The following is a 21,297-nucleotide window of genomic DNA, read 5'->3' on the forward strand; positions in this document are numbered from 1 at the left end:
GCCACATCACGCACGTGAGAGCACGGCAGGAGGGGGTCGACGTTAATGGACATCACCACGGGTGCGTGGCGAGCGTGCCCGCCACGCAGCAATCGAAACAGGCCAATGAACTTACTCATCCTCTAGAGACTTGAAATGAAAGATCTGAACAACCGCGTAGCCGTCGTCACCGGAGCCGCCAGCGGTATCGGGCTGGGAATGGTCGAGGAGTTCGCGGCCGCAGGTATGCGGGTTGTGCTCGCCGACATCGAGAAAAAGCCCCTCGACGAGGCCGTCGCCAGGCTGACAGAGTCCGGCGTCGAAGCGATCGGTGTCGTGACGGACGTGACCGACCGCCGCGCGATCGAGACTCTCGCGGCAGCGACGATGGACACCTTTGGTGCGGTCCACGTGTTGTGCAACAACGCCGGAGTCGAATACGGCGGCCTGTTCGAGGAGGTGCCCCCCGAGGCATGGCGATGGGTACTGGATGTGAACGTGCTGGGTGTCATCCACGGGTGCCAGGTCTTTCTGCCGCTGCTGCGGCAGCAACACGAGGGGCACATTGTGAATACGGCGTCGATCGCAGGGTTCAACAGCAGCGTTCCCACGATGGCTCCATACATCGCGTCAAAGTTCGCCGTAGTCGGCCTGACGGAATCGCTTGCCGCCGAGCTGCAAACGGCCGGGGTACCGGTGGGTGTCTCATTGCTGGCGCCGGCCAACGTCAGAACGCGAATGGTCGAGGCAGAACGAAACAGACCTGCCGATGTTCCCGCGTCGCTCGATACCCCGACGCGACGCGCGGTACTAAAGCTCATCGACGACGTGATGGCCAACGGTATCGAGCCACGCGAGTGCGGTGCGATGGTCGCCGATGCCATCCGCAACGACCGCTTCTACATTTTCACGGAGCAGATCATGGCATTCGATGGAGTACGTAATCGGCTACAGCGGATGGACGACGGCGAGTAGCCATTACCGGACGTACGGTAATCGCCCTCACCCGTGCGACCGACCGCTATCCCACTCAAACGGACGCACCGGAGCCATTTAACCGGGGCGAGGTCGCCTCCACTATTGATCGAAATCAGTACGACGAGCCATCAACCGCCCGCGAGTCGTCCTCACAACGCGGTCTTCGAGCAATGGAGATTGTTGCCCGCACACACTCTGAGTCTCCGACCGACATCCGGTGCGCCGCCTCGCGGAAGAGCGCTAAGCAGTGAATGAATTGTGGCCCCGGCACTACCGCGAGAAATCGCACCCAGCAGCGCTGTCGGGGGCTAGCCGGGCAGCAGTAGTAACGAAGCAAGTTCGGCGAGCTGGGATTCGTCGTAGGTTTCGCGCAGTGCTGCAGCGATTTGATCCGGGTTGGCTTTGGTTCGTCGCAATAGCCGTGCGACTGCTTCGACCGGGAACGTTTGTCGCGAACCCGTGTCGCTGCCTCTCGGCTCATCGCACCGATCCTGCGCTCGTCGCCACGCAGCGACTTGCTGCGCGAGAGGTACCCGAGCCAACGATCTTGCGACGCGGACTGCCAGCTCGCCTTCACGGAGTGCCTGCTGAAGTTCGGGTGCCAGCTTGAGCAGCGCACGGCGTTGAGAAATCCAGCCCGAACTTCGACCAAGTCGCTCGGCCGCAACTGTGGCGCTGCCGGTTTCGGCAACAAGGAGTTCGACGGCGTGGGCTTCTTCGAGGACGTCGAAGTCTTGGCGGTCGATGTTCTCCACGATCGCCGCCCACAGGACTGATTCCCGGTTGGTGGCGATGGTGTCGCGGATGACGACGTCCATGCCGGCGCGTTGGTAGTGGTGGCAGGCGGCGAGGCGCCGGCATCCGTTGACCACGACCCAACGCGCGGCGCCCAGCTGGGCCGCATCCTCGGGCCACAGAGCTAGCCACGCCGCACGCGTCACGACGGTGCCTGGTTGGAGTTGCCGTTCGGCGATGGTGGCGAGGTCCTCGAGGTTGCCCACCTCGGCACGCGGGTTACGCGGGTTCGCCACCAACTGTCCGAGGGGCACGTTCGCCCGAAACACCCCATCCGAGTTTGTCGGTGCATCGACGGTCGAGCTGTCCCCCACCGACCCGGCTAGGTCCGCGAGGTCGACACGCCCACCCCGCCCGCCGACCACTACTTAGCCCCCACTTCGAGTTCGAGGCACAGCCGCTGCACGTCTTCACGCGCTTGCAGCGCGACCCGGCTGGAGCCGTATTCGGTAACGACCCGCCCTTCGGCTGCGGCGCGGGCGTGCACCTTGTAGTGGCGGACCACGCTGCGGGCCAGCGGCCATCCGCGCGAGCGGACGAACGCTTGGGTCTGCTCGAGATCAGAGCGACCGTCTCGTGGGTCCCAGTCGTTGATCACCACCACATACGGGATGCCCAACGGTTCGATCACCTTCGTGATCGTCCGCGCCGTCGGATCGAACGCCAACGGCTCCGGAACGATCGGCACGATCACCAAATCCGCCGACCCCAACACCGCATCCAACGCGTAACCGGTGCCACCGTTGTCCGTCGCGCCCGGGGTGTCACCGATCCACCCAGGTGTGTCGACGATGACGTGATCGACACCCGGCAGATTCCGAAGCCGACCCAACATGCCGACGTCGTCGTGGGCTTGGGCGATCCGGAACGGCAGATCCGCGACCCGATCGGCCCACCACACCGCCGATCCCTGCGGGTCAATCGACACCGCCAACACCGGCGACACGCCTCGCTCCCCTGCCGGGTCGGTGAGGACGTCGGCCTTCACCGCGGCGAGGTTCATCGCCAACGTCGACTTGCCCACCCCGCCCTTTTGATTCATCACCACGTGCACACCCATGCTCTCCACCTCTCCGATCCATTCGTGAACTACCTGTCACCCGGCGCCTCGCGGCGTCGGGGTTTACCGCGGTAAACACCACCCGATGGCGGTCCTCGTTCGGACGGGGTGCGCCACGAGACATCGATCGAATACGGTTGTTTGAGAGCATGTTCGAACGACCACTGAGCACGACCTGGCCAAACATCGTCAGTCCGCAGACAGTCCGCAGCAGCACCGAAAGGGGCCATCACCGACAAACACCCACAACGGCGCTCACCAGCAGAAACAGTGAATTCTCAACTGCGTCAACAACACCAAACTCCCAGGTGCGCTCGTTCGGGACGAAGAGGTCGTGGGTTCGAATCCCGCCACCCCGACGTGTTGGTTGAGACACAGAAGAGGCCCTGACCAGGGAAACCCGGTCGGGGCTTCCTCGTTTCCGGAGTCGCTTCGATTCGCCGCCAGTCCGCAGAAGGAAGACTCCGGACACGTGGAGGCCCAACGGTCAGTTCCTTGGCATCGCGATGTCCGCGTGGCGCCGGCAAGCAGAACGTGGCAAAGCTTCGAGCGGCAACCTGCCTCGTCGATCAGAAAATGGGCCGCTCAGAAACACGAGGTCCGCTGCTGCCCTTGATCTCAGCGCAGCGCTCGTGCGTCACCCGAGTGGCGAGGTCCTGTCGCCGATCTTGTCCGTTGTCTCCAGCGGAACTCGAGTGGAGTTGAGAAACAGGCTGAGCAGACTGAACCACGCGATCGTCGCTATGTATTTGCGAGTCACGACGTCACCGAAGGTGGCGAGAAGCGCAGAGAGCGTGGAATCGGTCAACGATGCTGCCGACGAGTACATCTCGTCGGCCGCGCGGCAGAGAAGCACGTAGTCGTCGGCGATGCCCGTCACCGCACCGTCGGCAGAGATGGCCTCGATCTCGTCTGTACTGAGCCCGGCGTTGCGGGCCATCTGCTCATTGGCCTGCCACTCGTACGGCGCATGCAGCACACACGCCGCGCGCAAGATGATCACCTCCCGGTGCCGCGCATCGATGCCCGGGGTCGCGAACACCGCACGCACCATCCCTATCAGGGCCGGATACATGTCCTCCGTTCCGGCGAACATCTTCACCACGTTGAGAACTGAATCGGGGTCATATCCGTCGCCGACGATCGATCGGATGTCGCCGTCCGTGGGTAGCGGCACCGAGACCTGAGTGGAGTAGGGACCTGGCTTCGACATGAGTGCGCCTTTCTCGGAGACTCTGTATGCAATGTGTATACATTCGGTATACACGTTAAAGTTGACTCATGCCGCCCACCGACCGAGCACCAGGCGTCTACGACACGCTCCTCGAACGCATCGTCAGTTGGGATCTCCCACCCGGCGCAGTGTTGAGCGAAATCGAGCTGGCCGATCAGCTGTCGGTGTCTCGCACGCCGATCCGCGAAGCACTTGCCCGACTTCGTCGCGACGGGTTGGTAACGCAGTCCGCAGGCCGGTCGGCGGCGGTCGCCGCGGTGTCGGCGGAGACCGCGGTCGAGCTCTACCAGGCCCGTGAAGCCCTCGAGTCGTACGCCCTCATGCTCGTCGCCCAGACGAGAGTCCACGACACGTTCTCGGAATACGTGGACAGGTATCGGCAGCTCGCAGAATCCACGGAGATCGCCGCCGAGGACGTCTACGCCCTCTCCGGCGAGTTCGATGCCGCCGTTCGAGCAGCGTGCAACAACGCCTACCTGAGTCGACTGCTGAAGGAACTCTCGGTCCACACCGCGCGTCTACGGAATCTGGCCCGCGACAACCAGGATCGACTCCGCCGCAGCGTGACTCAGCGTATGGAGGTCGTCGCCGCGGTAGCCCGGGGCGACGGACCAGAGGCAGCCCGCCTGGATTCCCTACGGCTGGCCGACAGCCTCGCGGTCGTCATCGACGAACTGCTCGGCACCACCCAACAGCCCCCGAGGAGCGAACCACTCGGCCGCAATCTTCGTTGATGCCGGCGATCGCGTCCGAAGATCGCCGAGCGGACCGGTCGAGCTGCGTCGAATCAGTTGAGCAGTTTCGCCAGGAGTCTCTGGAGTTCCGCCTGCTCACTGGTGTCGAGACGTGCAAGCCACTCGTCGAATCTCGCCGAGAGGATCTTCAGCGCTTTCTCCAGGGTGTCGATGCCGGATGGCGTCACGACCAAGCGATGTCGACGGAGATCGTCCGGGTCGATCTCGCGGCGGACAAACCCCTTTGCCTCGAGGTTCCTGAGGTAGACCGTCACACTCGGCTTCGGCAGCGCGAGCCGGAGCGCCAGCTCGGCCGGATACCGACAGTCGTCGATTTCGCCGAGGACGAAAAACTCCTTCGCCTCCAACCCCACAGCCTCGATGTCGGGTGCGCACTCGTTCATGACGCGCGTGAGGACCTGATGATTGAGCGACCAGATTCGGGCGGCGTTCGACGCAGGCACAGGACCTCCTGACAGGTGCTACAGTTTCGTACTAGTTCAGAAATGAACAATCTGAGTTTCGAACAAGATCAAGTACGGAACATGTTACCCAGGGCTGTCCCCTGGAAAGGATCTACATCCCATGTCGAAAACACAGAACACCACGTTTTCCAACACCACCTTCGACCTCGCTGGGCAGTTACATGTTCCCGAGGATCTCGACGAGGGGTCGACGTATCCGGCCATCGTCATCTCCACCCCTGGGAGCAGCGTCAAGGAGCAGATCGGAGCGAACTACGGACGCACTCTGGCAGACCGCGGTTACACCGTCCTCGCATTCGACCCTGGCTTTCAAGGGCAGAGCGGGGGACAGCCGCGTGACCTCGAGAACCCCGCCGCACGCGTCGACGACATTCGATGTGCAGTCGACCACCTGACGACCCTCGATTACGTGGACAACGGCAGGATCGGCGCCCTCGGTATCTGCGCCGGTGGTGGGTACACAGTCACGGCCGCGATGACCGACCATCGGATCAAGGCCGTGGGAACCGTTGTGCCCGTGAACGTCGGCCGGGCCTTCCGCCAGGCCGACACCTCATCGAAACGTTCCGCGATCGCCATGATCGAGAGAGTCGGTGACAGCCGCACCGCCGCGGCCGCCGGCGAATCAATCGATCCCGGCATGTGGATCCCCGACACCGAGGAGCAGGCAAAAGCCCTGGGGATCAACGACGTCGACACACTGCAAGCGGTCCGCTTCTATCGCACCCCTCGCGGCTATAACGAGAACTCCACCAACCGCCGCCACTTCACCAGCGACGCCATGATGCTCGGCTACGACGCATTCCACCTCGCCGACGAACTCCTCACTCAGCCACTGCAGGTCATCGTCGGAGGTCGTCTCGGCACCACCTTCTCGTATGCGGACGGCCTCGCCCTGTGGGAGAAGGCGCCGAACGCCAAAGGCTTCCACGTCGTCGAGGGTGCGGGTCACTACGAGATGTACGACGAACCGGCGTACGTGCAGGAGGCAGTCGAGGTCCTCGACACCTTCTACAAGGGCACGTTGTCGTAGAGTCAGCCGCGTCGCGCGTTACTGAGGAGAATTCATGTATCGACCAACCGCCCGCGCCGCCGCCGCCTCATGGCTTGCCGGTACCGCAGCCGCACTCGTTGTACAGGGAGTCTTCCCGCAGCGATTCGCAGCGAGCACAGCGTGGGACTACAACGAAGGGTGGCAGCGCGAGATCGCGATCTGGAACCTCGGCACCCTGGTCGCCGGTGGCGTGATCGTTGCCGGACATGACGATCCCGTACGCGCCCAGCTGCGCGGACTCGCAGTGCTGTCCGCACTGTTCAGCGCCAACCATGCCGCCGCGGCCGTGCGGACGAACAAGCCAGGCAACTGGGCATGGGCGGTGATCAACGCCGGCGGTGTGATCACCAGCGTCGCCGGGCTCGCAAAGTCCACTCGGTAGGAAGCCCCCCGCACCCGCGCAGCCTTTCGTCCCCAGCCGGAGTCCGCTGACCCGGGCTGACCATTTTGACCAGAGTTCAGACGGGCTGCACCGATGGCCCATCAAGATGCCGAGGCCCGCCCGAGCGCGTCGAGCGTTGTGTCCAGCGCAGTCGCCAGGGCCTGCGTACTCCAGCAACAGTTCACCCTGAATGGCGGAAAGCAATGTAGCACTTCGCGCTTCGGCATCGATACCCGTCCCGGGGAACGCCGCGATCGATCAACCGACTGAGCGCGTCATAGATTGCGCTGTGCCACCGCAGAAAGCCTTCGACACCGACCCGGCGAGCCCAGTCCTCACCCTCGCGACAAGTCGATGGCCGCGAGCGACGCATCCACGTCCTGCGCGCCCAGCACCGCGCTGCGGACGATGTAGCCCTGACAGAAGGTGAGCATCGCCAGCGCCGTGGTCGGCGCAGTGGCGGGCTCTCGCCCCTCGGCGATGAGCCAGCGCTCGGCGGCGGCGGCGAACGCACGCTCGATGTCGCTCATCCGCCGCTGCACGATCTCCCGCATCGTGGGGTCAAAGGCCGCCTCGCCCCAGAACTGCACCACGGTCGCGAACGGGATGCCGGCCTGCTCCAGGCCGACCAGCCACCGCCGGACGACTTCGCGCGGCGAACGGGCCGGCTCGTCGTCCGGCATGGCGAGCAGGCTGAGCCGCTTCCCGATCACCTCGGCCGCGACCAGCTCGATGAGCTCGTCCTTACGCGCGAAGTGAGAGTAGACCGAGCCGGCGGACAGGCCGGCCTCCTCGATGATGTCGGCCATCGTCAGGTCGTTCAGCGCTCGCCGACGCAACACGCGCAGGGCGGCAGCGACGATCTCATCCCGACGTGCCTGGCGATACGCGTCACTCACTCGAGGCATACGACAAAGCCTAACCTAGGCTACTCTCCAAACAGAACCGTCATTCTGTTTAGGGAGCACCACCATGAGTAGCACCACCATCGATCGCACCCGTCCCACTGCCGCCATCGGTTTCGGACTGGTCGCCGGACTCGTCGTCGCGCTCGTGGTCCTGGCCTTCCTCTGGCCCATTGCCACCTCTGAGCCGCGCGACCTCCCGGTGGGCGTCGTCGGCGGGGCGCTTCCGCAGGGGGTCGAGCTGCCTGTTGACGCCACGTCCTACAACACCCGCGCCGACGCAGTCCAGGCCATCAAGGAGCGACAGGTGTCCGGCGCCTACATACTCGACCAGGCCGCGCCGGAGGTGTTGATCGCCGGGGCCGGTTTGGCGTCAGGCACCGCGGTCATCGAGAAGGTCGGTGCCCAGCTGACCGCCACCCAGGGAAAGACCCCGACCGTCACCGACGTGGTCCCGCTCGCCTCTGGCGATCCGACCGGCACCGGTCTCGGCGCAATGGGGTTCCCGCTGGTCCTGGGCGGCATCGTCGGCGGCGTCCTGGTCTCGTCGCTCGTCACCGGCCTGAGGCGCAGACTCCTCGCCCTCGGCGTGTACGGCGTCGCCGCCGGCCTCCTGGCCGCCGTGGTGACCGGACCCGTGCTCGGCATCGTCGCGGGCTCTTTCTGGGCCGACGCCCTGGTCCTCGGGGTCGCGATGCTCGGCACCGCCTCGACTGTTGTGGGCCTCAACGCGCTGCTCGGTGCCGCGGGTACCGGCGTGGGCGCCGCCATCACCATGCTGCTCGCGAACCCGATCTCAGGTGGGGCCACGCCGCACCAGTTCATCACCGGCCCCTGGGGCGAGATCGGCCAGTACTTCGTCCCCGGCGCCTCGCAGAGCCTCTTCCGTGAGGTCAACTACTTCCCCGATGCATCAACCCTGCACGAGTGGCTCGTCCTGATCGCCTGGATCCTCGGCGGCGTAACTCTTTCGGTCGCCGCCCATTTCCGGAGCTCGACACCGGTGGACGTCCCTGTCGACGAGCGCGAGGAGGCGCCCAGCATCGCCTGACGGCTGCCGCACCGTTCCGGTGAGGGCGTCGCCCGGTTTCAGTCGACCGTGTCCCCGCACAGAACGTCCAGGCTCTCCACCACGAGCCGAATCCTGTCGGGGCTCAGAAGGCGGAGTCGCCGACCCAGAACAGGTGTGATCCGCGCCCCGATGTCATCGGTCGTCTGCACACCGTGATCGGTCAGTCGGATCCGTGACCGGCGCGAGTCCGCGAGATCGATCTCCCGAGTCACCAGGCCCGAGTCGGCAAGCTTGGACAGTGCCCTGCTGAGAACGGACGGGTTGAGACCGAGGTCGCTCACGAGATCACCCGGACTGTCGACGCCCAACTTGACCGTGCGCAGCACCAAGAAATCCACGAGGTCCAGGTGTGCGGCGGCTGCGACGTGCACCCGGGCGTCGGCCACGACCAACTTGTTCAGTCGGTAGAGCGCATCGAGCAACTGCAGCTCGGGGGCGTCGGTGTCAGCCATGGGAGAAATCTAACATTCGATTATTATTGACATGCGTCAACTATTGCAGGTTGGGTATGGGTATGACTGAAGACAGCGCCACCACACCGGGCCGGATCGATTTTCACCACCACTTCATGCCGACCGCCATGCTCACCTCAGGTTTGTTCGGCGACACCACCGGCTGGAAATTCCGCGACGAGGACGCGTGGTCACCGCAGGTCAGTGTGGACTTCATGGATCGCCTGCAGATCGACACCGCGATCCTGTCCGTACCCAACGATGTGGAATCGCGACTGCCGGAGAACAAGCGGCATCACTTCGCTCGCGAGGTGAACACCTTGTCCCGTCAGGCGGCGGACGACCACCCGGGGCGCTTCGGGCTGTTCGCGCACCTACCGACCCCGACCGACACCGACGCCGCACTCGAGGAACTGACCTATGCATTCGACGTGCTCGGGGCCGACGGCGTCACCCTGACCAACGTCTACGGCACCGGCGATCAGGCCCGATCCCTGGGCGACCCGATCTTCGAGCCACTGTGGGCTGAACTCGATCGCCGCAACGCGCTGGTGTTCCTGCACGGCGAGCAGACGCCGGGCAGCAATCGGGCCCCGAGCAGGTTCTTACCCACCCCGATCAGTGAGACTCCGAACGAGACCTACAAAGGCGCAGCCGATCTGGTGACCAGCGGACGCAAACGGCAGTATCCGAACGTGCGGATCATCCTCGCCCATTCAGGGGGCAGCACGCCCTATCTGGCTGCCCGCGTCGCCGCTCTGTGCGCGTTCCATCTCGACTGCGAACTGACTGCAGACCAGATCATCGCCGACTTCCGGACGTTTTACTACGAGACCGCCCTGTCAGGATTCGAGACGAATCTGGTGGCGCTCGAGAACTTCGTCGACCCGAGCCACATTCTGTTCGGCACCGACTTCCCCGCCGCCAACCCGCGCACCGCCGGCTGGTTCACCGACAACGTCGACGAGTACTTTGCGACTCGTCCCGCAATGCTCGCGAAGGTCATGCACGACAACGCCTTCAGTCTCGTACCCCGGCTGACCGGCGGAGCCCCCGCGCACCGGTGAACCTCGACACCCGGCGGAGCCGTCAGGTCAGCGCGGGGTAGCGGGGGTCGGCGTCGGAGCGTGCCTCGTACAGGTCGAAGTACGTGGGAGCGATTTCGGCTGCCGATGTGCCGGGTTGTCCGGATCCGATCCACACGCTGATCGCGAGATGCGCTGCGTACACGCCGTGTTCAGAGAGCACGTTGTGCAGGTTGAGAACCCAGTTGCGCAAACCGGCTGAGGCGATGTTGATGTTCGCCATGGCCGGTGACGGCTCCACCGATCCGCCTCCGGCGGTGATGATGATGGTGCCGGTTCTGGCGGCGATCATGTCGTCGACGACCTGTTTCACCACATGTATCGCACTGAAGTAGAAGTCGAGCTGCGGTTGAAGATTGGCCGGCGTGACCTCCAGGACGCCGGCAACGGGCAAACTGGTGTCGGCCGCCGAGACCTCGAGAACGTCGACGGTTCCCAGGGTTTCACGGATCTGGGCGAACGCCGCGGTGATCGATTCCGCGTCGAGCAGATCGGCGGTGAAGGCAGTCGCCGCGATCCCCTCGCCGTTGAGCACGTCGGTGAGGGAATCCAGCTTTGCCTGATCACGGGCGACGAGCGCGACGGTGAAACCGTTCCGACCGAACACGCGGGCGATCTCCAAGCCCATCCCTGGCCCGGCACCGACTATGACAATCAACGACACGTTCTCACCCCTGAATGGTTACTGTTTGTGTGCAACCACATGGTCTGTGTGTTTCACCGTCGGCACAAGAAGGCACATTCGTGTTCGTGAGGAGCGCTATGTCCACCAGTGAGAACGCAACGGTCGCAATCGACGCCACCCTGCCCGGTCCGTGCGAGGGGTGGGGCGACGATGCCCCGTTGATCCGCAGCATCCTCGACCGTGTCGGAGACAAGTGGGGCATTCTCGTGATCGCCGTTCTCCGTGACACACCGATGCGATACAAACAGTTGCACCGCAGCGTCCCTGGCATATCCCAGCGGATGCTCACCCTCACCCTGCGCCACCTCGAGCGCGACGGTCTCGTGACGCGCACCGTCTACCCCGAGGTACCGCCGCGCGTCGACTACGCCTTGACTCACCTCGGTGTCTCACTCCTCGAACACGTACTGGGCATGGCGATGTGGGCGTCAGAACACACCGAGGAGATCCGACACCACCGTGACGCATTCGACCAGCGGCAATCAGGAACAGCCTGAGAACGCATGGCCCCCAGCACGCCGGTTTCCACGAAAGGGACGTCATGCCCCGCACGATCGCCTGGCCCGAAGGGACCTGGACACATGAACCCGCCGCCGTCGCGGTCGACGATGACGGGATGCGTGTCACCGCCCGCGAGGGCAGCGACGCATGGCGCATCACGTCTTACGAATTCGTCCACGCCTCGGAGCACGCACTGCTGGCCCCATTGCCGCTCGAGTCCGCGGTCGAAGTGCAATTTCGCCTCGACTTCGTCCACCAATTCGACCAGGCCGGCATCTTCGTCAAGACCGACGACACATCCTGGATCAAGGCCGGCATCGAGGTCGCCGATGGAGAGGCCAGCCTAGGTGCCGTTGTCACCCAGGGCACCTCGGACTGGTCGCTGCGCCCGGTGGTCGAATGGACCGGGCATCTGGTGACCATCCGGGGCAGCCGGTCCGGCAACGCGCTCACCGTCCGCGCCCGTGTCGACGACGATCCCTGGCAACTCGTTCGAGTCGCCCCTTTGACCCCAGACGCCGAAGTGACAGCGGGGCCGTACTGCTGTGCGCCGCTGAACGCCGAACTGACCGTTCACTTCACGTCATGGCGCAGCGATCACGCCGACGCCGGTCTCCATCCAGAGCCCTGACCCGCGGTGCACACGCACACGGGGTAGGTGTTGTCCCGCCACGACGGGGTCATCGGTTCTTTCTGACGTGGTGGTCCAGGAAGGCGATCTGGTCGGTCACGATTCCCTCGAAATGCGGATCCAGATAGGGCTCGAAGTGCGAGATGTCGTACGACAGCACTTCGCCGTTGGGGATGCGGTTCACGATCCGTTTCGCTTTCGCGTACGGGGTGACGTCGTCACCGGTGGCCAGCTGCACCAGCGTGGGTGCGAGGATCCTGTCGAGATGTCGGCCCGGCGAGTACAGCGGCACCCGGAGAACAACTCGAGCCGGGACGTCGTTCTCCACCAGGAGTTCGTCGCGCTTGTCGCCGGCCATCGCCATCACCAGGTCGTAGGCGCCGGGCGAGGTCATCATGGCGAGCTCGCCCGGCGTCCCGACCGACTTGACGCGGTGAGGCGCACGGCCAAACCACGCCCCCACCTGATCGCGCACGCCGGCCCACGCCAGCCGGGCAACGTGTGCCGGAGCTTGCGAGAACGACGACGCAGGTCCGCTGACGTGCGGCACCTGGGCGATCACCGCGGACAACGCGTGATCGTGGGCGGCAAGATCCAGGACATGGCCGCCGCCGAACGATGAACCCCACGCCACCACCCGGGTTGCGTCGACACCGGCCAGGCCGCGCGCGTACGCGATCGCGGTGCGCCAGTCGGCTTGCTGGGCGGCGATGTCGAGCAAGCGACGCGGCTCGCCGGCACTGGCCCCCCAGAACCGGTAGTCGAAGACCAACGCTGCGTACCCCGCCTCGGCGAACCGGGACGCGTAAGCGTCGAGACGGAGCTCGCGAAACGCACCGAACCCGTGGGCCAGCACGACGATCGGCGGGTTGGCGACCCCGTCGGGGCGGTAGAGCCAGGCCGCGCACTCGACACCCTCGGAGGCAAAGGTGACATCGTCGCGAACGTACGTTCGTCGGGACCCGGCGCCCTCAGGTGCAGCGGGATCGTTCATCGTCATTCAAGAAACTTAGCAGCGCCTTGATCGCCGCTCAAGATACCCTCGACGACCCCGCCACAGGCGTCCGCGGCCGCGGTCAGTTCTTGAACGGATTGAGCGATTTACCGAGCCGATAGCCGACCCACAGCGGTACCGGTTTGACCGCCGCGGCAGTCACCTTGTTCACCACGCCCGGCACACAGACCGGCGCCCCCTTGTCGACCGCGTTCCATCCCTCGCGGACCACGGCGTCTGCCTCCTGCCACAGGAACGCGGGGAGTTTGTTCGAAGCGTCACGGGTCCCCATGACGTCGTGGAACTCGCTGTGCGTGAAGCCAGGACACAGAGCGGTCACGTGGACACCGTGGGGTTTGAGTTCCATGTCCAGCGCCTGGGACAGGTTGAGCACGTACGACTTGATGGCGGTGTAGAGCAGGCTGGCCGCCGGCGGCATCAACGCCGCCAGCGACGACACGTTCACGATCCGACCGAACCCCCGTTCCTTCATCCCGGGGACCGCGAGATGGGCGAGTTCGGTGACCGCAGTCATCATCACCTGGATCTCGTTCGCCAACTCCACGAACGGGGTGTCGGCGAACGCACCACTGCCCGAGAGCCCTGCGTTGTTGATCAGGATGTCGACGTCGAGGCCGAGCTCGGTGACACGCGCCATGATCGCCTGCGGGGCAGCAGGATCGGTAAGATCCGCGGTGATGACGTCACACCGCACGCCGTAGTCGGCGGTGAGGTCTTTGGCGAGCGCCAACAGTCGATCTTCTCTCCGCGCGACGAGCACCAGGCCCACCCCTCGTTGAGCCAGGTGCCGAGCGAAGGCCGCACCGATCCCCGCGGACGCACCCGTGACCACGGCCGTTCTTCCCGAAATCGACATCACAACCCCTATATCTTGATTTGCAGTCAAGGCATACCTTCGCATGCCTGCCGCCGGATTGCTACATGTCGGCCATGAGTGCGCGCGCCCTGCTCACGCTGTCCTGCAATCGCGTGCGGACCTGACGGGTGATCGCCGCCGGGGTGTCATCCGCATCGATCAACTCCGGGACGCCGAGCACCACACGCGCGCCCACACGCGTGTCATCGGGGTAGGCGATGCCGATCGGCAGCAGTGCGACCTCGACGTTGCCGGCGATCCCGTGCGCGATGTGGCCGATACCGCTGGCGATCGGCAGCAGCGTCGACGGGTCGGTGACGTTGCAGGTGCCTTCGGGGAACACAGCGATGCTGTCGCCGTATCGCGTCGCCCGATCGACACAGACATCGATCATCTGTCGGCCGGCCGCGACCGCGGCGCGCATCTGGTGGTCCTTCGGTCGAAAGACCGGAATCCCTCCCATCACGTCGATCTGGGCCCGCTGCTTGGCGTCATCGAACAACTCGTCCTTGGCCAGGACTCGGATGTGGCCGATCAGGCGCCGAAGCGGCGTACGGAATGCCGTTGCAGCGAGGACGAATTGGTCTTTGTCGGACAGATGGTTGGCGCACACGACGAACCTGACCTCGCGTCGTCGTAACGCCGTGATGCGATCACGCGCGTCATCGTCGTATCCGATGACCGGGCGGTATCTCGCCGCGAGATAGGCGTACGCCGCCCGCGCCCTCAGGACCGGTTGGCGGTGGGTGCCGTAGAAGGCGTACACCTCATCAGCGTTGGCGAGAGCGATCTCCATGAACCTACGGTACCGTAGGTTCGGCGCTTTCTTGAACGCAGATCAAGTATTTTTAAGACGCCGTCGCCGACGCAGGGGTCACCACCAACACCGCCTACTGGTATTTCGACTACAAGGATTACCTGCTGGTGGCGGTACTCGACGAGATCCTGGCCGAGGCCAGCCGCGATGCGATCGCGGCGGGCTGATCACCGAATCAGGCCCCTGGAGCACGCTTCGATGCCGACGACAACGGCGGCGATCCCCCTCGGGGACCGCCGCCGTTGTCGTTCTCGCCTCGCGGCGAGATCAGTTGCGGTAGTAGCCGATGTTGTCGAAGACGTTCTCGCGGATGTCGGAGATCGTGTAGCCGCTGATCGACGACGGGAAGCAGCCACGCTGCTTGGTCGTGATGTTGAGCCTCTCGCCCGGCTTGAGTGCGGCGGAGAAACGACGCTGACCGTTGAACTCCTGCAGCGTGGTGTTGCGCATGGTCACGCCGCCGACGTTGGTCGCGGTCATGGAGCGGACCAGCGTCCCCACGAACTCGGTGCGGTCGCAGTACACGACGCCGGTCAGACGCAGCTCCGGCGGAGCCACGGCGTTGGCCGGAGCCGCGCCGATGATCCCGGCGGTGCCGACCGCTGCCGTCGCCAGGGTCGCAGCAGCGACTCGCTTGAGGTTGTGCACGTTCATCTTCATTGGTGTCCCACCTTCTCCATCAGCCGTCGTTGGTCGAATCAGCCGCCCGTATCGACGTCACGGCCAATCCGCTACGTCTCAAGTGCAATGCACGGCTACCGATTGCATCGGCGAAACGAGCAAATCGGTTACCAATGATCGTCAAATTGTTACTTAGGGTACCCTTGCTGAGACCCCGGACGGGGCGTGAAAGTGAGCAGCAGATTGTCCTCAGCGGTCCCCCGCCGACGCGCCACCGGTGTCGTCGGACTCGTGGTCGTGCTGCTCGCACTCGTCGTCGCATCCGTCGCGATCGGGTCGCGCGCACTGGGCCTCGGCGAGGTGTGGGACGCGTTGTTCGCTCCGCAGGACGCCGCCCGTGACGTCGTCGGCATCGTACGTGACCTGCGCATCCCCCGGACCGCGCTCGGCGTGGTCGTCGGCCTGGCCATCGGCGCCGCCGGCGCGTTGACGCAGGCGCACACACGCAATCCGCTTGCCGACCCCGGACTGCTCGGGGTCAACGCCGGTGCGGCCTGCGCCGTGGTCGCCGGCGTCTACCTGCTCGGCATCAGCACCCCGATCGAGTACATGGGCTTCGGACTTCTCGGGGCGGTCGTGGCCGCGGGTCTGGTCTTCGGTGCCGCGGCGCTGACCCGCGGGGCCTCGCCGATCACCCTGGTGCTCGCGGGCACCGGACTGTCAGCGATGTTGCTGGCCATCACCTCGGCGATCGTTCTCACCGACACCGCCTCGCTGGACGCGTGGCGGTTCTGGAACGTGGGGTCGGTGACCGGTCGCGGCACCGACGTCCTCTACGCCTCCGCCCCGTTCATCGCGATCGGCCTGGTCCTCGCCCTGGGCAGCGGATTCTTCCTCAACGTGCTCAGTCTCGGCGACGACATGAGCCGATCGCTCGGATCGCGGATCGCGGTGGTGCGCATCGTCGGCATCGCGGCGATCACCCTGTTGGCCGGCGCCGCCACCGCGGCGTGCGGCCCGATCGTGTTCCTCGGTCTCGTCGTACCGCACCTCGCGCGGTTCATCGTCGGCCCCGACTACCGCTGGGTGGTCCCGTACTCGGCGCTGCTCGGCGCCATCATGCTGCTCGTCTCCGACGTCATCGGCCGCGTCATCGCGCGACCCGGTGAGATCCAGGCCGGTGTGGTGTTGGCCGTGCTCGGGGCGCCGTTCCTCATCAAGCTCGTCCGGGCCCGACGTCTGGTGGCGGTGTGAGCACGACCGCGGCCGACCGGACGTCGGCCCCACCCCCGGTCACCGAGGTGAAGAGCGCGGTGCGACGTCACGTGCTCCGCGTCGGGCCCGCATCGTTCCTCGTCCGACCACGGGTCGTCGTGGTCGGTGTCGTGACCACCGTCATCACTCTGGTGTTGTTCGCGCTGAGTGTCGGCACCGGCGACTACCCGCTCAGTCCCGTCGACGTGGGACGCATCCTGCTCGGCGGCGGCACCCGGGTGGAGAACGTCGTCGTCTTCGACGTCGCCCTCCCGCGCGCGCTGATCTCCGTCCTCGTCGGCATCGGGTTCGGCGCATCCGGTGCCCTGACCCAGACCATCGCCCGAAACCCCTTGGCCACACCGGATGTCCTCGGTATCACCGCGGGCGCCAGCACCGCGGCGGTGGCCGCCATCGCGTTCGGGTCGAGCTGGGGGTCGTGGTTCGCCGACATCGGCGTCCCGGCGGCCGCGCTCGTCGGCGGTGCGCTGGCCGCGGCGCTGATGTACCTGTTGGCGTGGCGCGGCGGGATCGACGCGTTCCGGCTCGTGCTGATCGGTGTCGCCCTGACCTGGGTGTTCCAGGCCCTGACCGGTTACGCCCTGACCCGCGCGGCGATCAACGACGTCGGGCGCGCCCAACGCTGGCTGGTCGGGTCGGTGTCGGATGCGTCGTGGTCGTCGGTGGTGCCGGTGGCGATCACGCTCGCCGTGGCGGCGGTCGTGCTGGGGTTCGTCAACCGCGCGATGTCCACGCTGAGCCTGGGGCGCGACATGGCCCAGGGACTCGGTGTCCGGGCGGACCCCATCTCCGCGCTGGGTCTCGTCGTCGCGGTGGCCATGGCCGCGATCTGCGTCTCGGCCGCCGGTCCGATCGCGTTCGTCGCCCTGCTCGCACCGCAGATCGCGATGCGCATCGCCCGTGTCGCCACGCCACCACCTCTCGTGAGCGGCCTCATCGGCGCGGTCCTCGTCGTCGGTGGCGATCTGCTGTGCCGGCACTGGCTGCCCGACGGCATCCCCGTCGGTGTCGTGACCGCGGGCGTGGGCGGACCGTTCCTGATCTATCTGATGATCGCCGTATCGCGAAAGGCCTCCGCATGAGCACCGTCGACACGCACGGCACATCGGCACCGGCCGACCGCCTCTCCGCGTCGGGACTGACCGTCGGGTATGCCGCCGACCCGGTGATCACCGACCTCGACGTGACCATCCCGACCGGTCGGGTCACCACCGTCATCGGCCCGAACGGCTGTGGCAAGTCGACGCTGCTGCGCACCCTGGGCCGACTGCTGACCCCACGCGCCGGGACGGTCGTCCTCGATGGCGCCGACATCGCCTCCCGTAAATCGAAGGACGTCGCCCGCACGCTCGGGTTGCTGCCGCAGAATCCCGTTGCGCCGCAGGGACTCACGGTCATCGACCTCGTCTCCCGCGGACGCCACCCGCACCAGTCCTGGTACCGGCAGTGGTCGCGTGACGACGAGAAGGCCGTCGCGCACGCCCTGAATCTGACGTCGACCACCGAGTTGGCCGACCGCGCGGTCGACTCCCTGTCGGGGGGTCAACGGCAGCGGGTGTGGATCGCGTTGACCCTGGCGCAGGAGACCGACCTGGTGATGCTCGACGAGCCGACGACGTTCCTCGATCTCGCCCACGCCGTCGACGTGCTCGACCTGGTCAACGACCTCAGCTCCGACCACGGCAAGACCGTCGTGATGGTGCTGCACGACCTGAACCTGGCTGCGCGGTACAGCGATTCACTCGTGGTGATGCGCGACGGGGCGATCATCCGCGAGGGTGCCCCCATCGATGTCATCACCCCCGTACTGCTCGAGGCCGCGTTCGGTCTGCAGTCGATGGTCCTCACCGACCCGGTGTCGGGTGGGCCGCTGATCGTCCCCGTGGGCCGCTCCGGTCGCTGACCCAATCCGCCAGTTGGGCACGTAAACACGCCAGTTGGGCACGTACACCCGTCGAGTGGGCGGTTGCGGACGTTCACTGGGCGGTTGCGGCGGGCGGGTATCCGTATCCGCCCAATCGCGGTCCGTATCCGCCCACTCGACGTCATTACGTGCCCAAGTGGTGGGCGTACGTGCCCAACTGGCGTCAGATGGCGATGGCGCCGGTGAGCCACCCGGCGGCGGCGAACAGTGATGCCGTCAGCTCGATCAGGATCGCCACCCCCGCGGCTCGCAGCGCCGCGATCGCACCCCGCCAGCCCGCTCGGACGTCTTGATCGCGAGCCCACTCGGCGACGAACGCACCCGCCAGGAACCCGATCGGCAGGCCGATCACCGGGATGACGAAGAACCCGACGATGCCCGCCAGACCACCGATGAGCACCGTGCGGTTGGAGATACCGGACCGCTTCATCGATCGTCCGGCGACGAGATACTTGAGCACCGCGGCCCCGACGATGAGTACGGCAGCGCCCGCGACGACGGCCCACGCCCAGCCCCCGACGAAGAGCGCCCAGATGACGATGGCCGCCAGCACCAGCGACGGCCCCGGCAGCATCGGGACGATGGTCCCCACCAGGCCGATCACGATCACCAGGGCGATCAGCAGCTCACCGACCGCCGACATCGACTACTTCTCCACGCTGATGCGCCCCGACGAGATGTCCTCGTCGGTGTCGGTAGGTTCGGTCGACGCGTCCTCGTCGTCATCCCATCGCGGCAGTTCGGAACGTTCCGTGGGCTGATCGGCGCGGTCGGCGGGACGGTCCTCCCGCTCGGCGGGCACAGCGGCCTCATCGGACGAGTCCTCCGGAGGATCGACCAGGGGCGGGTCACCGGCCTGGGCCCGCCGGGCGATCGACTCGACCGAGATCCGGTCGGTGGCCGGGGTCGGCTGCACCGGGGGCTGCTGCACCGGGTTCTGGGCGGGCGGCGGCCGATTCGTGGCGGCGATCGCCTCGGTCGCCCCCGCCGGAGCAGGCGCGGACGGACGGACCCCGCTGATCGGGCGCACCAACCCGGCCGCATCGGTGGCGCGACGACGAGCACCCTTGACGTCGTCGGCGGTCGCCACGACGACGCCCATCCGACGTCGCCGGTAGCTCTCCGGCTTGCCGAACAGTCGGATGTCGGTCTCCGGGATCGTCAGTGCCGCAGCGACGTTCTCGAACGCGATGCCCGGCTCGTCGCGGCCGCCGTAGATGACCGCGGACGCACCGGGGCTCGCCAGGGTGACGTCGACGGGCAGGCCGAGAATGGCCCGCGCGTGCATCTCGAACTCGGAGAGTCGCTGCGTCGCCAGGGTGACCAGACCGGTGTCGTGCGGACGCGGGCTGACCTCGGAGAAGTAGACGTCATCGCCCTTGACGAACATCTCGACGCCGAAAACGCCGCGCCCGCCGAGCTTCCCGTCGCCCAACGCGGTCGCGATCCGGGCCGCGATCGACATCGCCGCGCCGTGGGCGGCCGCGCTCATCGCCTGCGGCTGCCAGCTCTCGACGTAGTCGCCGCGTTCCTGCCGGTGACCGATGGGCGCGCAGAAGTGCGTCGTGAGCCGACCCGTCGCCGGATCGACGGCGCGCACGGTCAGAAGCGTTATCTCGTAGTCGAAGTCGACGAACCCCTCGACGATGACCCGCCCGCCGGACACCCGCGCACCGGATGCGGCGGTCTGCCACGCCGCGTCGAGATCCTCGGGGCCGCGCAGCATCGACTGCCCCTTGCCCGACGACGACATGGTCGGCTTCACCAGACACGGGTAGCCCACGCGCTCGGCGGCCGACGCCAGCTGCTCGGGGGAATCGGCGAACGCGTACGCCGAGGTCGGCAGCCCGAGCTGCTCGTCGGCCAGGCGCCGGATGCCCTCGCGATTCATCGTCAACGACGTCGCCCGCGCAGTGGGGATCACCTCGGTGATCCCACGACGCTCGGCCTCGACGAGCGCGCTGGTGGCGATCGCCTCGATCTCGGGGACGACGTAGTCGGGACGCTGGTCCTCGATGAGTCCGAGCAGCGCATCGGGGTCGGTCATGTCCATGACGAAGCCGTGATGGGCGACCTGATGGCCGGGCGCGTTGTGGTATCGATCGACGGCGATCACCTCGACGCCCAGACGCTGGAACGCGATCACCACCTCCTTGCCGAGCTCACCGGCGCCGAGCAGCATCACGCGGGTCGCCGACGGCGACAACGGCGTGCCGATCCGTGACGAGATCCCCGTGGGCGCGGGACCGGGCGGCGGTCCGGGTCGCACGGGCGAGCGCGGCGGCTGCGGGGCGGGACGGGGCGGGCCCGCCTTCGGTCCGTCGGGAGTGTTCATGGCTTCGGGGGTCATCCGATCTGGGTCATCCGAGTTGGGCGTGCACGTAGCACCAGCGCCAGGTCTCGCCCGGTTCCGCCGATCGCATCACCGGGTGGTGGGTGGACTTGTGGTGGGCGGTCGCGTGCTTCCGCGGGCTCGAATCGCAGCAACCGATGTATCCGCAGCCCAGGCAGCGTCGCAGATGCGCCCAGTGCTCGACGCCCTCCTCCGCGCAGCCGTGGCAGGTGTCCTGCGGGCCCGTGATCGGGTCGTCGGTGGGATCGGCGGCCGTCGCGAGAAGGTCGTCGCATCCCTCGGGTTCGACATCGCTGGGGCCGATGAGTCGGTGCATCACCGAGCGTCTGATAGATCGCACCCGATCATTGTCCCGTATCTTTGACGCGTTCGGCCACCCGGTGACGACCCCCGGGCCCGAGCGG

25 protein-coding genes are annotated in these 21,297 nt (G+C 66.2%); 11 read left to right on the forward strand and 14 right to left on the reverse strand.

The window, feature by feature from the left end:
- Positions 1-135 precede the first annotated feature (135 nt).
- On the forward strand, positions 136-954 hold the full coding sequence (locus tag IEV93_RS02310; RefSeq protein ID WP_188486556.1) for an SDR family NAD(P)-dependent oxidoreductase: 819 nt from the start codon (positions 136-138) through the stop codon (positions 952-954).
- 311 nt (positions 955-1,265) lie between these two features.
- On the opposite strand, the gene IEV93_RS02315 is transcribed toward IEV93_RS02310, so the two are convergent.
- The 3 genes from IEV93_RS02315 to IEV93_RS02325 form a co-directional block, all read right to left on the reverse strand.
- Positions 1,266-1,988 (reverse strand): ParB/RepB/Spo0J family partition protein, encoded by a 723-nt coding sequence (locus tag IEV93_RS02315; RefSeq protein ID WP_308690738.1) that lies wholly within the window; start codon positions 1,986-1,988, stop codon positions 1,266-1,268.
- A 128-nt stretch (positions 1,989-2,116) separates the two neighbouring features.
- Positions 2,117-2,812: a nucleotide-binding protein gene (locus IEV93_RS02320; protein WP_188486561.1), complete on the reverse strand. Its 696-nt coding sequence runs from the start codon at positions 2,810-2,812 to the stop codon at positions 2,117-2,119.
- A 637-nt stretch (positions 2,813-3,449) separates the two neighbouring features.
- On the reverse strand, positions 3,450-3,908 hold the full coding sequence (locus IEV93_RS02325) for a carboxymuconolactone decarboxylase family protein (RefSeq protein ID WP_229705106.1): 459 nt from the start codon (positions 3,906-3,908) through the stop codon (positions 3,450-3,452).
- Positions 3,909-4,093: 185 nt separating this feature from the next.
- Here IEV93_RS02325 and IEV93_RS02330 point away from each other — a divergent pair, with 185 nt between their 5' ends.
- Positions 4,094-4,780: a GntR family transcriptional regulator gene (locus tag IEV93_RS02330; RefSeq protein WP_188486565.1), complete on the forward strand. Its 687-nt coding sequence runs from the start codon at positions 4,094-4,096 to the stop codon at positions 4,778-4,780.
- A gap of 53 nt (positions 4,781-4,833) precedes the next feature.
- Here the strand turns inward: IEV93_RS02330 and IEV93_RS02335 are convergent, their stop codons facing one another.
- Positions 4,834-5,244 carry a MarR family winged helix-turn-helix transcriptional regulator gene (locus tag IEV93_RS02335; protein ID WP_229704834.1) on the reverse strand — a complete coding sequence of 137 codons (411 nt, stop codon included), beginning with the start codon at positions 5,242-5,244 and terminating at the stop codon, positions 4,834-4,836.
- Positions 5,245-5,365: 121 nt separating this feature from the next.
- Here IEV93_RS02335 and IEV93_RS02340 point away from each other — a divergent pair, with 121 nt between their 5' ends.
- Both IEV93_RS02340 and IEV93_RS02345 read left to right on the forward strand, forming a co-directional pair.
- Positions 5,366-6,298 (forward strand): alpha/beta hydrolase, encoded by a 933-nt coding sequence (locus IEV93_RS02340; protein ID WP_188486567.1) that lies wholly within the window; start codon positions 5,366-5,368, stop codon positions 6,296-6,298.
- 34 nt (positions 6,299-6,332) lie between these two features.
- On the forward strand, positions 6,333-6,701 hold the full coding sequence (locus IEV93_RS02345; protein ID WP_188486569.1) for a hypothetical protein: 369 nt from the start codon (positions 6,333-6,335) through the stop codon (positions 6,699-6,701).
- Positions 6,702-7,036: 335 nt separating this feature from the next.
- Here the strand turns inward: IEV93_RS02345 and IEV93_RS02350 are convergent, their stop codons facing one another.
- On the reverse strand, positions 7,037-7,600 hold the full coding sequence (locus IEV93_RS02350) for a TetR/AcrR family transcriptional regulator (RefSeq protein ID WP_188486571.1): 564 nt from the start codon (positions 7,598-7,600) through the stop codon (positions 7,037-7,039).
- Between the two features lie 73 nt (positions 7,601-7,673).
- Here IEV93_RS02350 and IEV93_RS02355 point away from each other — a divergent pair, with 73 nt between their 5' ends.
- Entirely contained in the window at positions 7,674-8,657 is a 984-nt protein-coding gene (locus IEV93_RS02355) for a hypothetical protein (protein ID WP_188486573.1), read from the forward strand.
- Between the two features lie 38 nt (positions 8,658-8,695).
- Here the strand turns inward: IEV93_RS02355 and IEV93_RS02360 are convergent, their stop codons facing one another.
- Complete coding sequence (locus IEV93_RS02360; protein WP_188486575.1) at positions 8,696-9,130, reverse strand: MarR family winged helix-turn-helix transcriptional regulator; 435 nt, start codon at positions 9,128-9,130, stop codon at positions 8,696-8,698.
- Between the two features lie 62 nt (positions 9,131-9,192).
- Here IEV93_RS02360 and IEV93_RS02365 point away from each other — a divergent pair, with 62 nt between their 5' ends.
- Complete coding sequence (locus tag IEV93_RS02365; RefSeq protein WP_188486577.1) at positions 9,193-10,197, forward strand: amidohydrolase family protein; 1,005 nt, start codon at positions 9,193-9,195, stop codon at positions 10,195-10,197.
- Between the two features lie 22 nt (positions 10,198-10,219).
- On the opposite strand, the gene IEV93_RS02370 is transcribed toward IEV93_RS02365, so the two are convergent.
- Entirely contained in the window at positions 10,220-10,879 is a 660-nt protein-coding gene (locus IEV93_RS02370; protein WP_188486579.1) for an SDR family NAD(P)-dependent oxidoreductase, read from the reverse strand.
- A gap of 98 nt (positions 10,880-10,977) precedes the next feature.
- Between IEV93_RS02370 and IEV93_RS02375 the strand changes: the two genes are divergently transcribed.
- Together IEV93_RS02375 and IEV93_RS02380 are read left to right on the forward strand one after the other, a co-directional pair.
- Positions 10,978-11,397, forward strand: coding sequence for a winged helix-turn-helix transcriptional regulator (locus IEV93_RS02375; RefSeq protein ID WP_188486581.1), 420 nt, complete (start codon positions 10,978-10,980; stop codon positions 11,395-11,397).
- Between the two features lie 44 nt (positions 11,398-11,441).
- Complete coding sequence (locus IEV93_RS02380; RefSeq protein ID WP_188486583.1) at positions 11,442-12,032, forward strand: DUF1349 domain-containing protein; 591 nt, start codon at positions 11,442-11,444, stop codon at positions 12,030-12,032.
- Positions 12,033-12,081: 49 nt separating this feature from the next.
- On the opposite strand, the gene IEV93_RS02385 is transcribed toward IEV93_RS02380, so the two are convergent.
- The 4 genes from IEV93_RS02385 to IEV93_RS02400 all read right to left on the reverse strand — a co-directional run bounded on the left by IEV93_RS02385 (position 12,082) and on the right by IEV93_RS02400 (position 15,380).
- On the reverse strand, positions 12,082-13,032 hold the full coding sequence (locus IEV93_RS02385; RefSeq protein WP_229704835.1) for an alpha/beta hydrolase: 951 nt from the start codon (positions 13,030-13,032) through the stop codon (positions 12,082-12,084).
- 76 nt (positions 13,033-13,108) lie between these two features.
- Positions 13,109-13,903, reverse strand: coding sequence for an SDR family NAD(P)-dependent oxidoreductase (locus tag IEV93_RS02390; protein WP_188486585.1), 795 nt, complete (start codon positions 13,901-13,903; stop codon positions 13,109-13,111).
- Between the two features lie 61 nt (positions 13,904-13,964).
- Positions 13,965-14,699, reverse strand: a complete 735-nt coding sequence (locus tag IEV93_RS02395; protein WP_188486587.1) for a lysophospholipid acyltransferase family protein — start codon at positions 14,697-14,699, stop codon at positions 13,965-13,967.
- A gap of 288 nt (positions 14,700-14,987) precedes the next feature.
- Entirely contained in the window at positions 14,988-15,380 is a 393-nt protein-coding gene (locus tag IEV93_RS02400) for a hypothetical protein (protein ID WP_229704836.1), read from the reverse strand.
- A gap of 192 nt (positions 15,381-15,572) precedes the next feature.
- Here IEV93_RS02400 and IEV93_RS02405 point away from each other — a divergent pair, with 192 nt between their 5' ends.
- Genes IEV93_RS02405 through IEV93_RS02415 form a run of 3 tightly spaced genes read left to right on the forward strand, consistent with a single transcriptional unit; the run spans position 15,573 to position 18,519 of the window.
- Entirely contained in the window at positions 15,573-16,595 is a 1,023-nt protein-coding gene (locus IEV93_RS02405) for a FecCD family ABC transporter permease (protein WP_229704837.1), read from the forward strand.
- A complete protein-coding gene (locus IEV93_RS02410) occupies positions 16,592-17,698 on the forward strand; it encodes a FecCD family ABC transporter permease (RefSeq protein WP_188486589.1) in 1,107 nt (368 codons plus the stop codon). Before IEV93_RS02405 ends, IEV93_RS02410 begins: the two co-directional genes overlap by 4 nt.
- Entirely contained in the window at positions 17,695-18,519 is an 825-nt protein-coding gene (locus IEV93_RS02415; RefSeq protein ID WP_188486592.1) for an ABC transporter ATP-binding protein, read from the forward strand. The genes IEV93_RS02410 and IEV93_RS02415 overlap by 4 nt, the downstream gene beginning before the upstream one ends.
- Positions 18,520-18,703: 184 nt before the next feature.
- Here IEV93_RS02415 and IEV93_RS02420 read toward each other — a convergent pair whose 3' ends face one another.
- Genes IEV93_RS02420 through IEV93_RS02430 form a run of 3 tightly spaced genes read right to left on the reverse strand, consistent with a single transcriptional unit; the run spans position 18,704 to position 21,209 of the window.
- Positions 18,704-19,183: a DUF456 domain-containing protein gene (locus IEV93_RS02420; protein WP_188486594.1), complete on the reverse strand. Its 480-nt coding sequence runs from the start codon at positions 19,181-19,183 to the stop codon at positions 18,704-18,706.
- A gap of 3 nt (positions 19,184-19,186) precedes the next feature.
- On the reverse strand, positions 19,187-20,890 hold the full coding sequence (gene purT / locus IEV93_RS02425) for a formate-dependent phosphoribosylglycinamide formyltransferase (protein ID WP_371873779.1): 1,704 nt from the start codon (positions 20,888-20,890) through the stop codon (positions 19,187-19,189).
- A 10-nt stretch (positions 20,891-20,900) separates the two neighbouring features.
- The gene (locus IEV93_RS02430; RefSeq protein ID WP_188490310.1) at positions 20,901-21,209 is read right to left on the reverse strand and encodes a UBP-type zinc finger domain-containing protein; all 309 of its coding nucleotides are present in this window, start codon (positions 21,207-21,209) and stop codon (positions 20,901-20,903) included.
- Between the last annotated feature and the right edge of the window lie 88 nt (positions 21,210-21,297).

The sequence above is a fragment of the Williamsia phyllosphaerae genome (genome assembly GCF_014635305.1).
Lineage (GTDB): Bacteria > Actinomycetota > Actinomycetes > Mycobacteriales > Mycobacteriaceae > Williamsia_A > Williamsia_A phyllosphaerae.

Excerpts from the sequence above, each read along its gene's own strand:
- IEV93_RS02310 (WP_188486556.1), top strand. The coding sequence starts at position 136 with ATGAAAGATCTGAACAACCGCGTAGCCGTCGTCACCGGAGCCGCCAGC.
- IEV93_RS02320 (WP_188486561.1), bottom strand. The coding sequence starts at position 2,812 with ATGGGTGTGCACGTGGTGATGAATCAAAAGGGCGGGGTGGGCAAGTCG.
- IEV93_RS02325 (WP_229705106.1), bottom strand. The coding sequence starts at position 3,908 with ATGTTCGCCGGAACGGAGGACATGTATCCGGCCCTGATAGGGATGGTG.
- IEV93_RS02330 (WP_188486565.1), top strand. The coding sequence starts at position 4,094 with ATGCCGCCCACCGACCGAGCACCAGGCGTCTACGACACGCTCCTCGAA.
- IEV93_RS02340 (WP_188486567.1), top strand. The coding sequence starts at position 5,366 with ATGTCGAAAACACAGAACACCACGTTTTCCAACACCACCTTCGACCTC.
- IEV93_RS02345 (WP_188486569.1), top strand. The coding sequence starts at position 6,333 with ATGTATCGACCAACCGCCCGCGCCGCCGCCGCCTCATGGCTTGCCGGT.
- IEV93_RS02355 (WP_188486573.1), top strand. The coding sequence starts at position 7,674 with ATGAGTAGCACCACCATCGATCGCACCCGTCCCACTGCCGCCATCGGT.
- IEV93_RS02360 (WP_188486575.1), bottom strand. The coding sequence starts at position 9,130 with ATGGCTGACACCGACGCCCCCGAGCTGCAGTTGCTCGATGCGCTCTAC.
- IEV93_RS02365 (WP_188486577.1), top strand. The coding sequence starts at position 9,193 with ATGACTGAAGACAGCGCCACCACACCGGGCCGGATCGATTTTCACCAC.
- IEV93_RS02375 (WP_188486581.1), top strand. The coding sequence starts at position 10,978 with ATGTCCACCAGTGAGAACGCAACGGTCGCAATCGACGCCACCCTGCCC.
- IEV93_RS02380 (WP_188486583.1), top strand. The coding sequence starts at position 11,442 with ATGCCCCGCACGATCGCCTGGCCCGAAGGGACCTGGACACATGAACCC.
- IEV93_RS02385 (WP_229704835.1), bottom strand. The coding sequence starts at position 13,032 with ATGACGATGAACGATCCCGCTGCACCTGAGGGCGCCGGGTCCCGACGA.
- IEV93_RS02390 (WP_188486585.1), bottom strand. The coding sequence starts at position 13,903 with ATGTCGATTTCGGGAAGAACGGCCGTGGTCACGGGTGCGTCCGCGGGG.
- IEV93_RS02395 (WP_188486587.1), bottom strand. The coding sequence starts at position 14,699 with ATGGAGATCGCTCTCGCCAACGCTGATGAGGTGTACGCCTTCTACGGC.
- IEV93_RS02400 (WP_229704836.1), bottom strand. The coding sequence starts at position 15,380 with ATGAAGATGAACGTGCACAACCTCAAGCGAGTCGCTGCTGCGACCCTG.
- IEV93_RS02415 (WP_188486592.1), top strand. The coding sequence starts at position 17,695 with ATGAGCACCGTCGACACGCACGGCACATCGGCACCGGCCGACCGCCTC.
- IEV93_RS02420 (WP_188486594.1), bottom strand. The coding sequence starts at position 19,183 with ATGTCGGCGGTCGGTGAGCTGCTGATCGCCCTGGTGATCGTGATCGGC.
- purT (WP_371873779.1), bottom strand. The coding sequence starts at position 20,890 with ATGACCCCCGAAGCCATGAACACTCCCGACGGACCGAAGGCGGGCCCG.
- IEV93_RS02430 (WP_188490310.1), bottom strand. The coding sequence starts at position 21,209 with ATGCACCGACTCATCGGCCCCAGCGATGTCGAACCCGAGGGATGCGAC.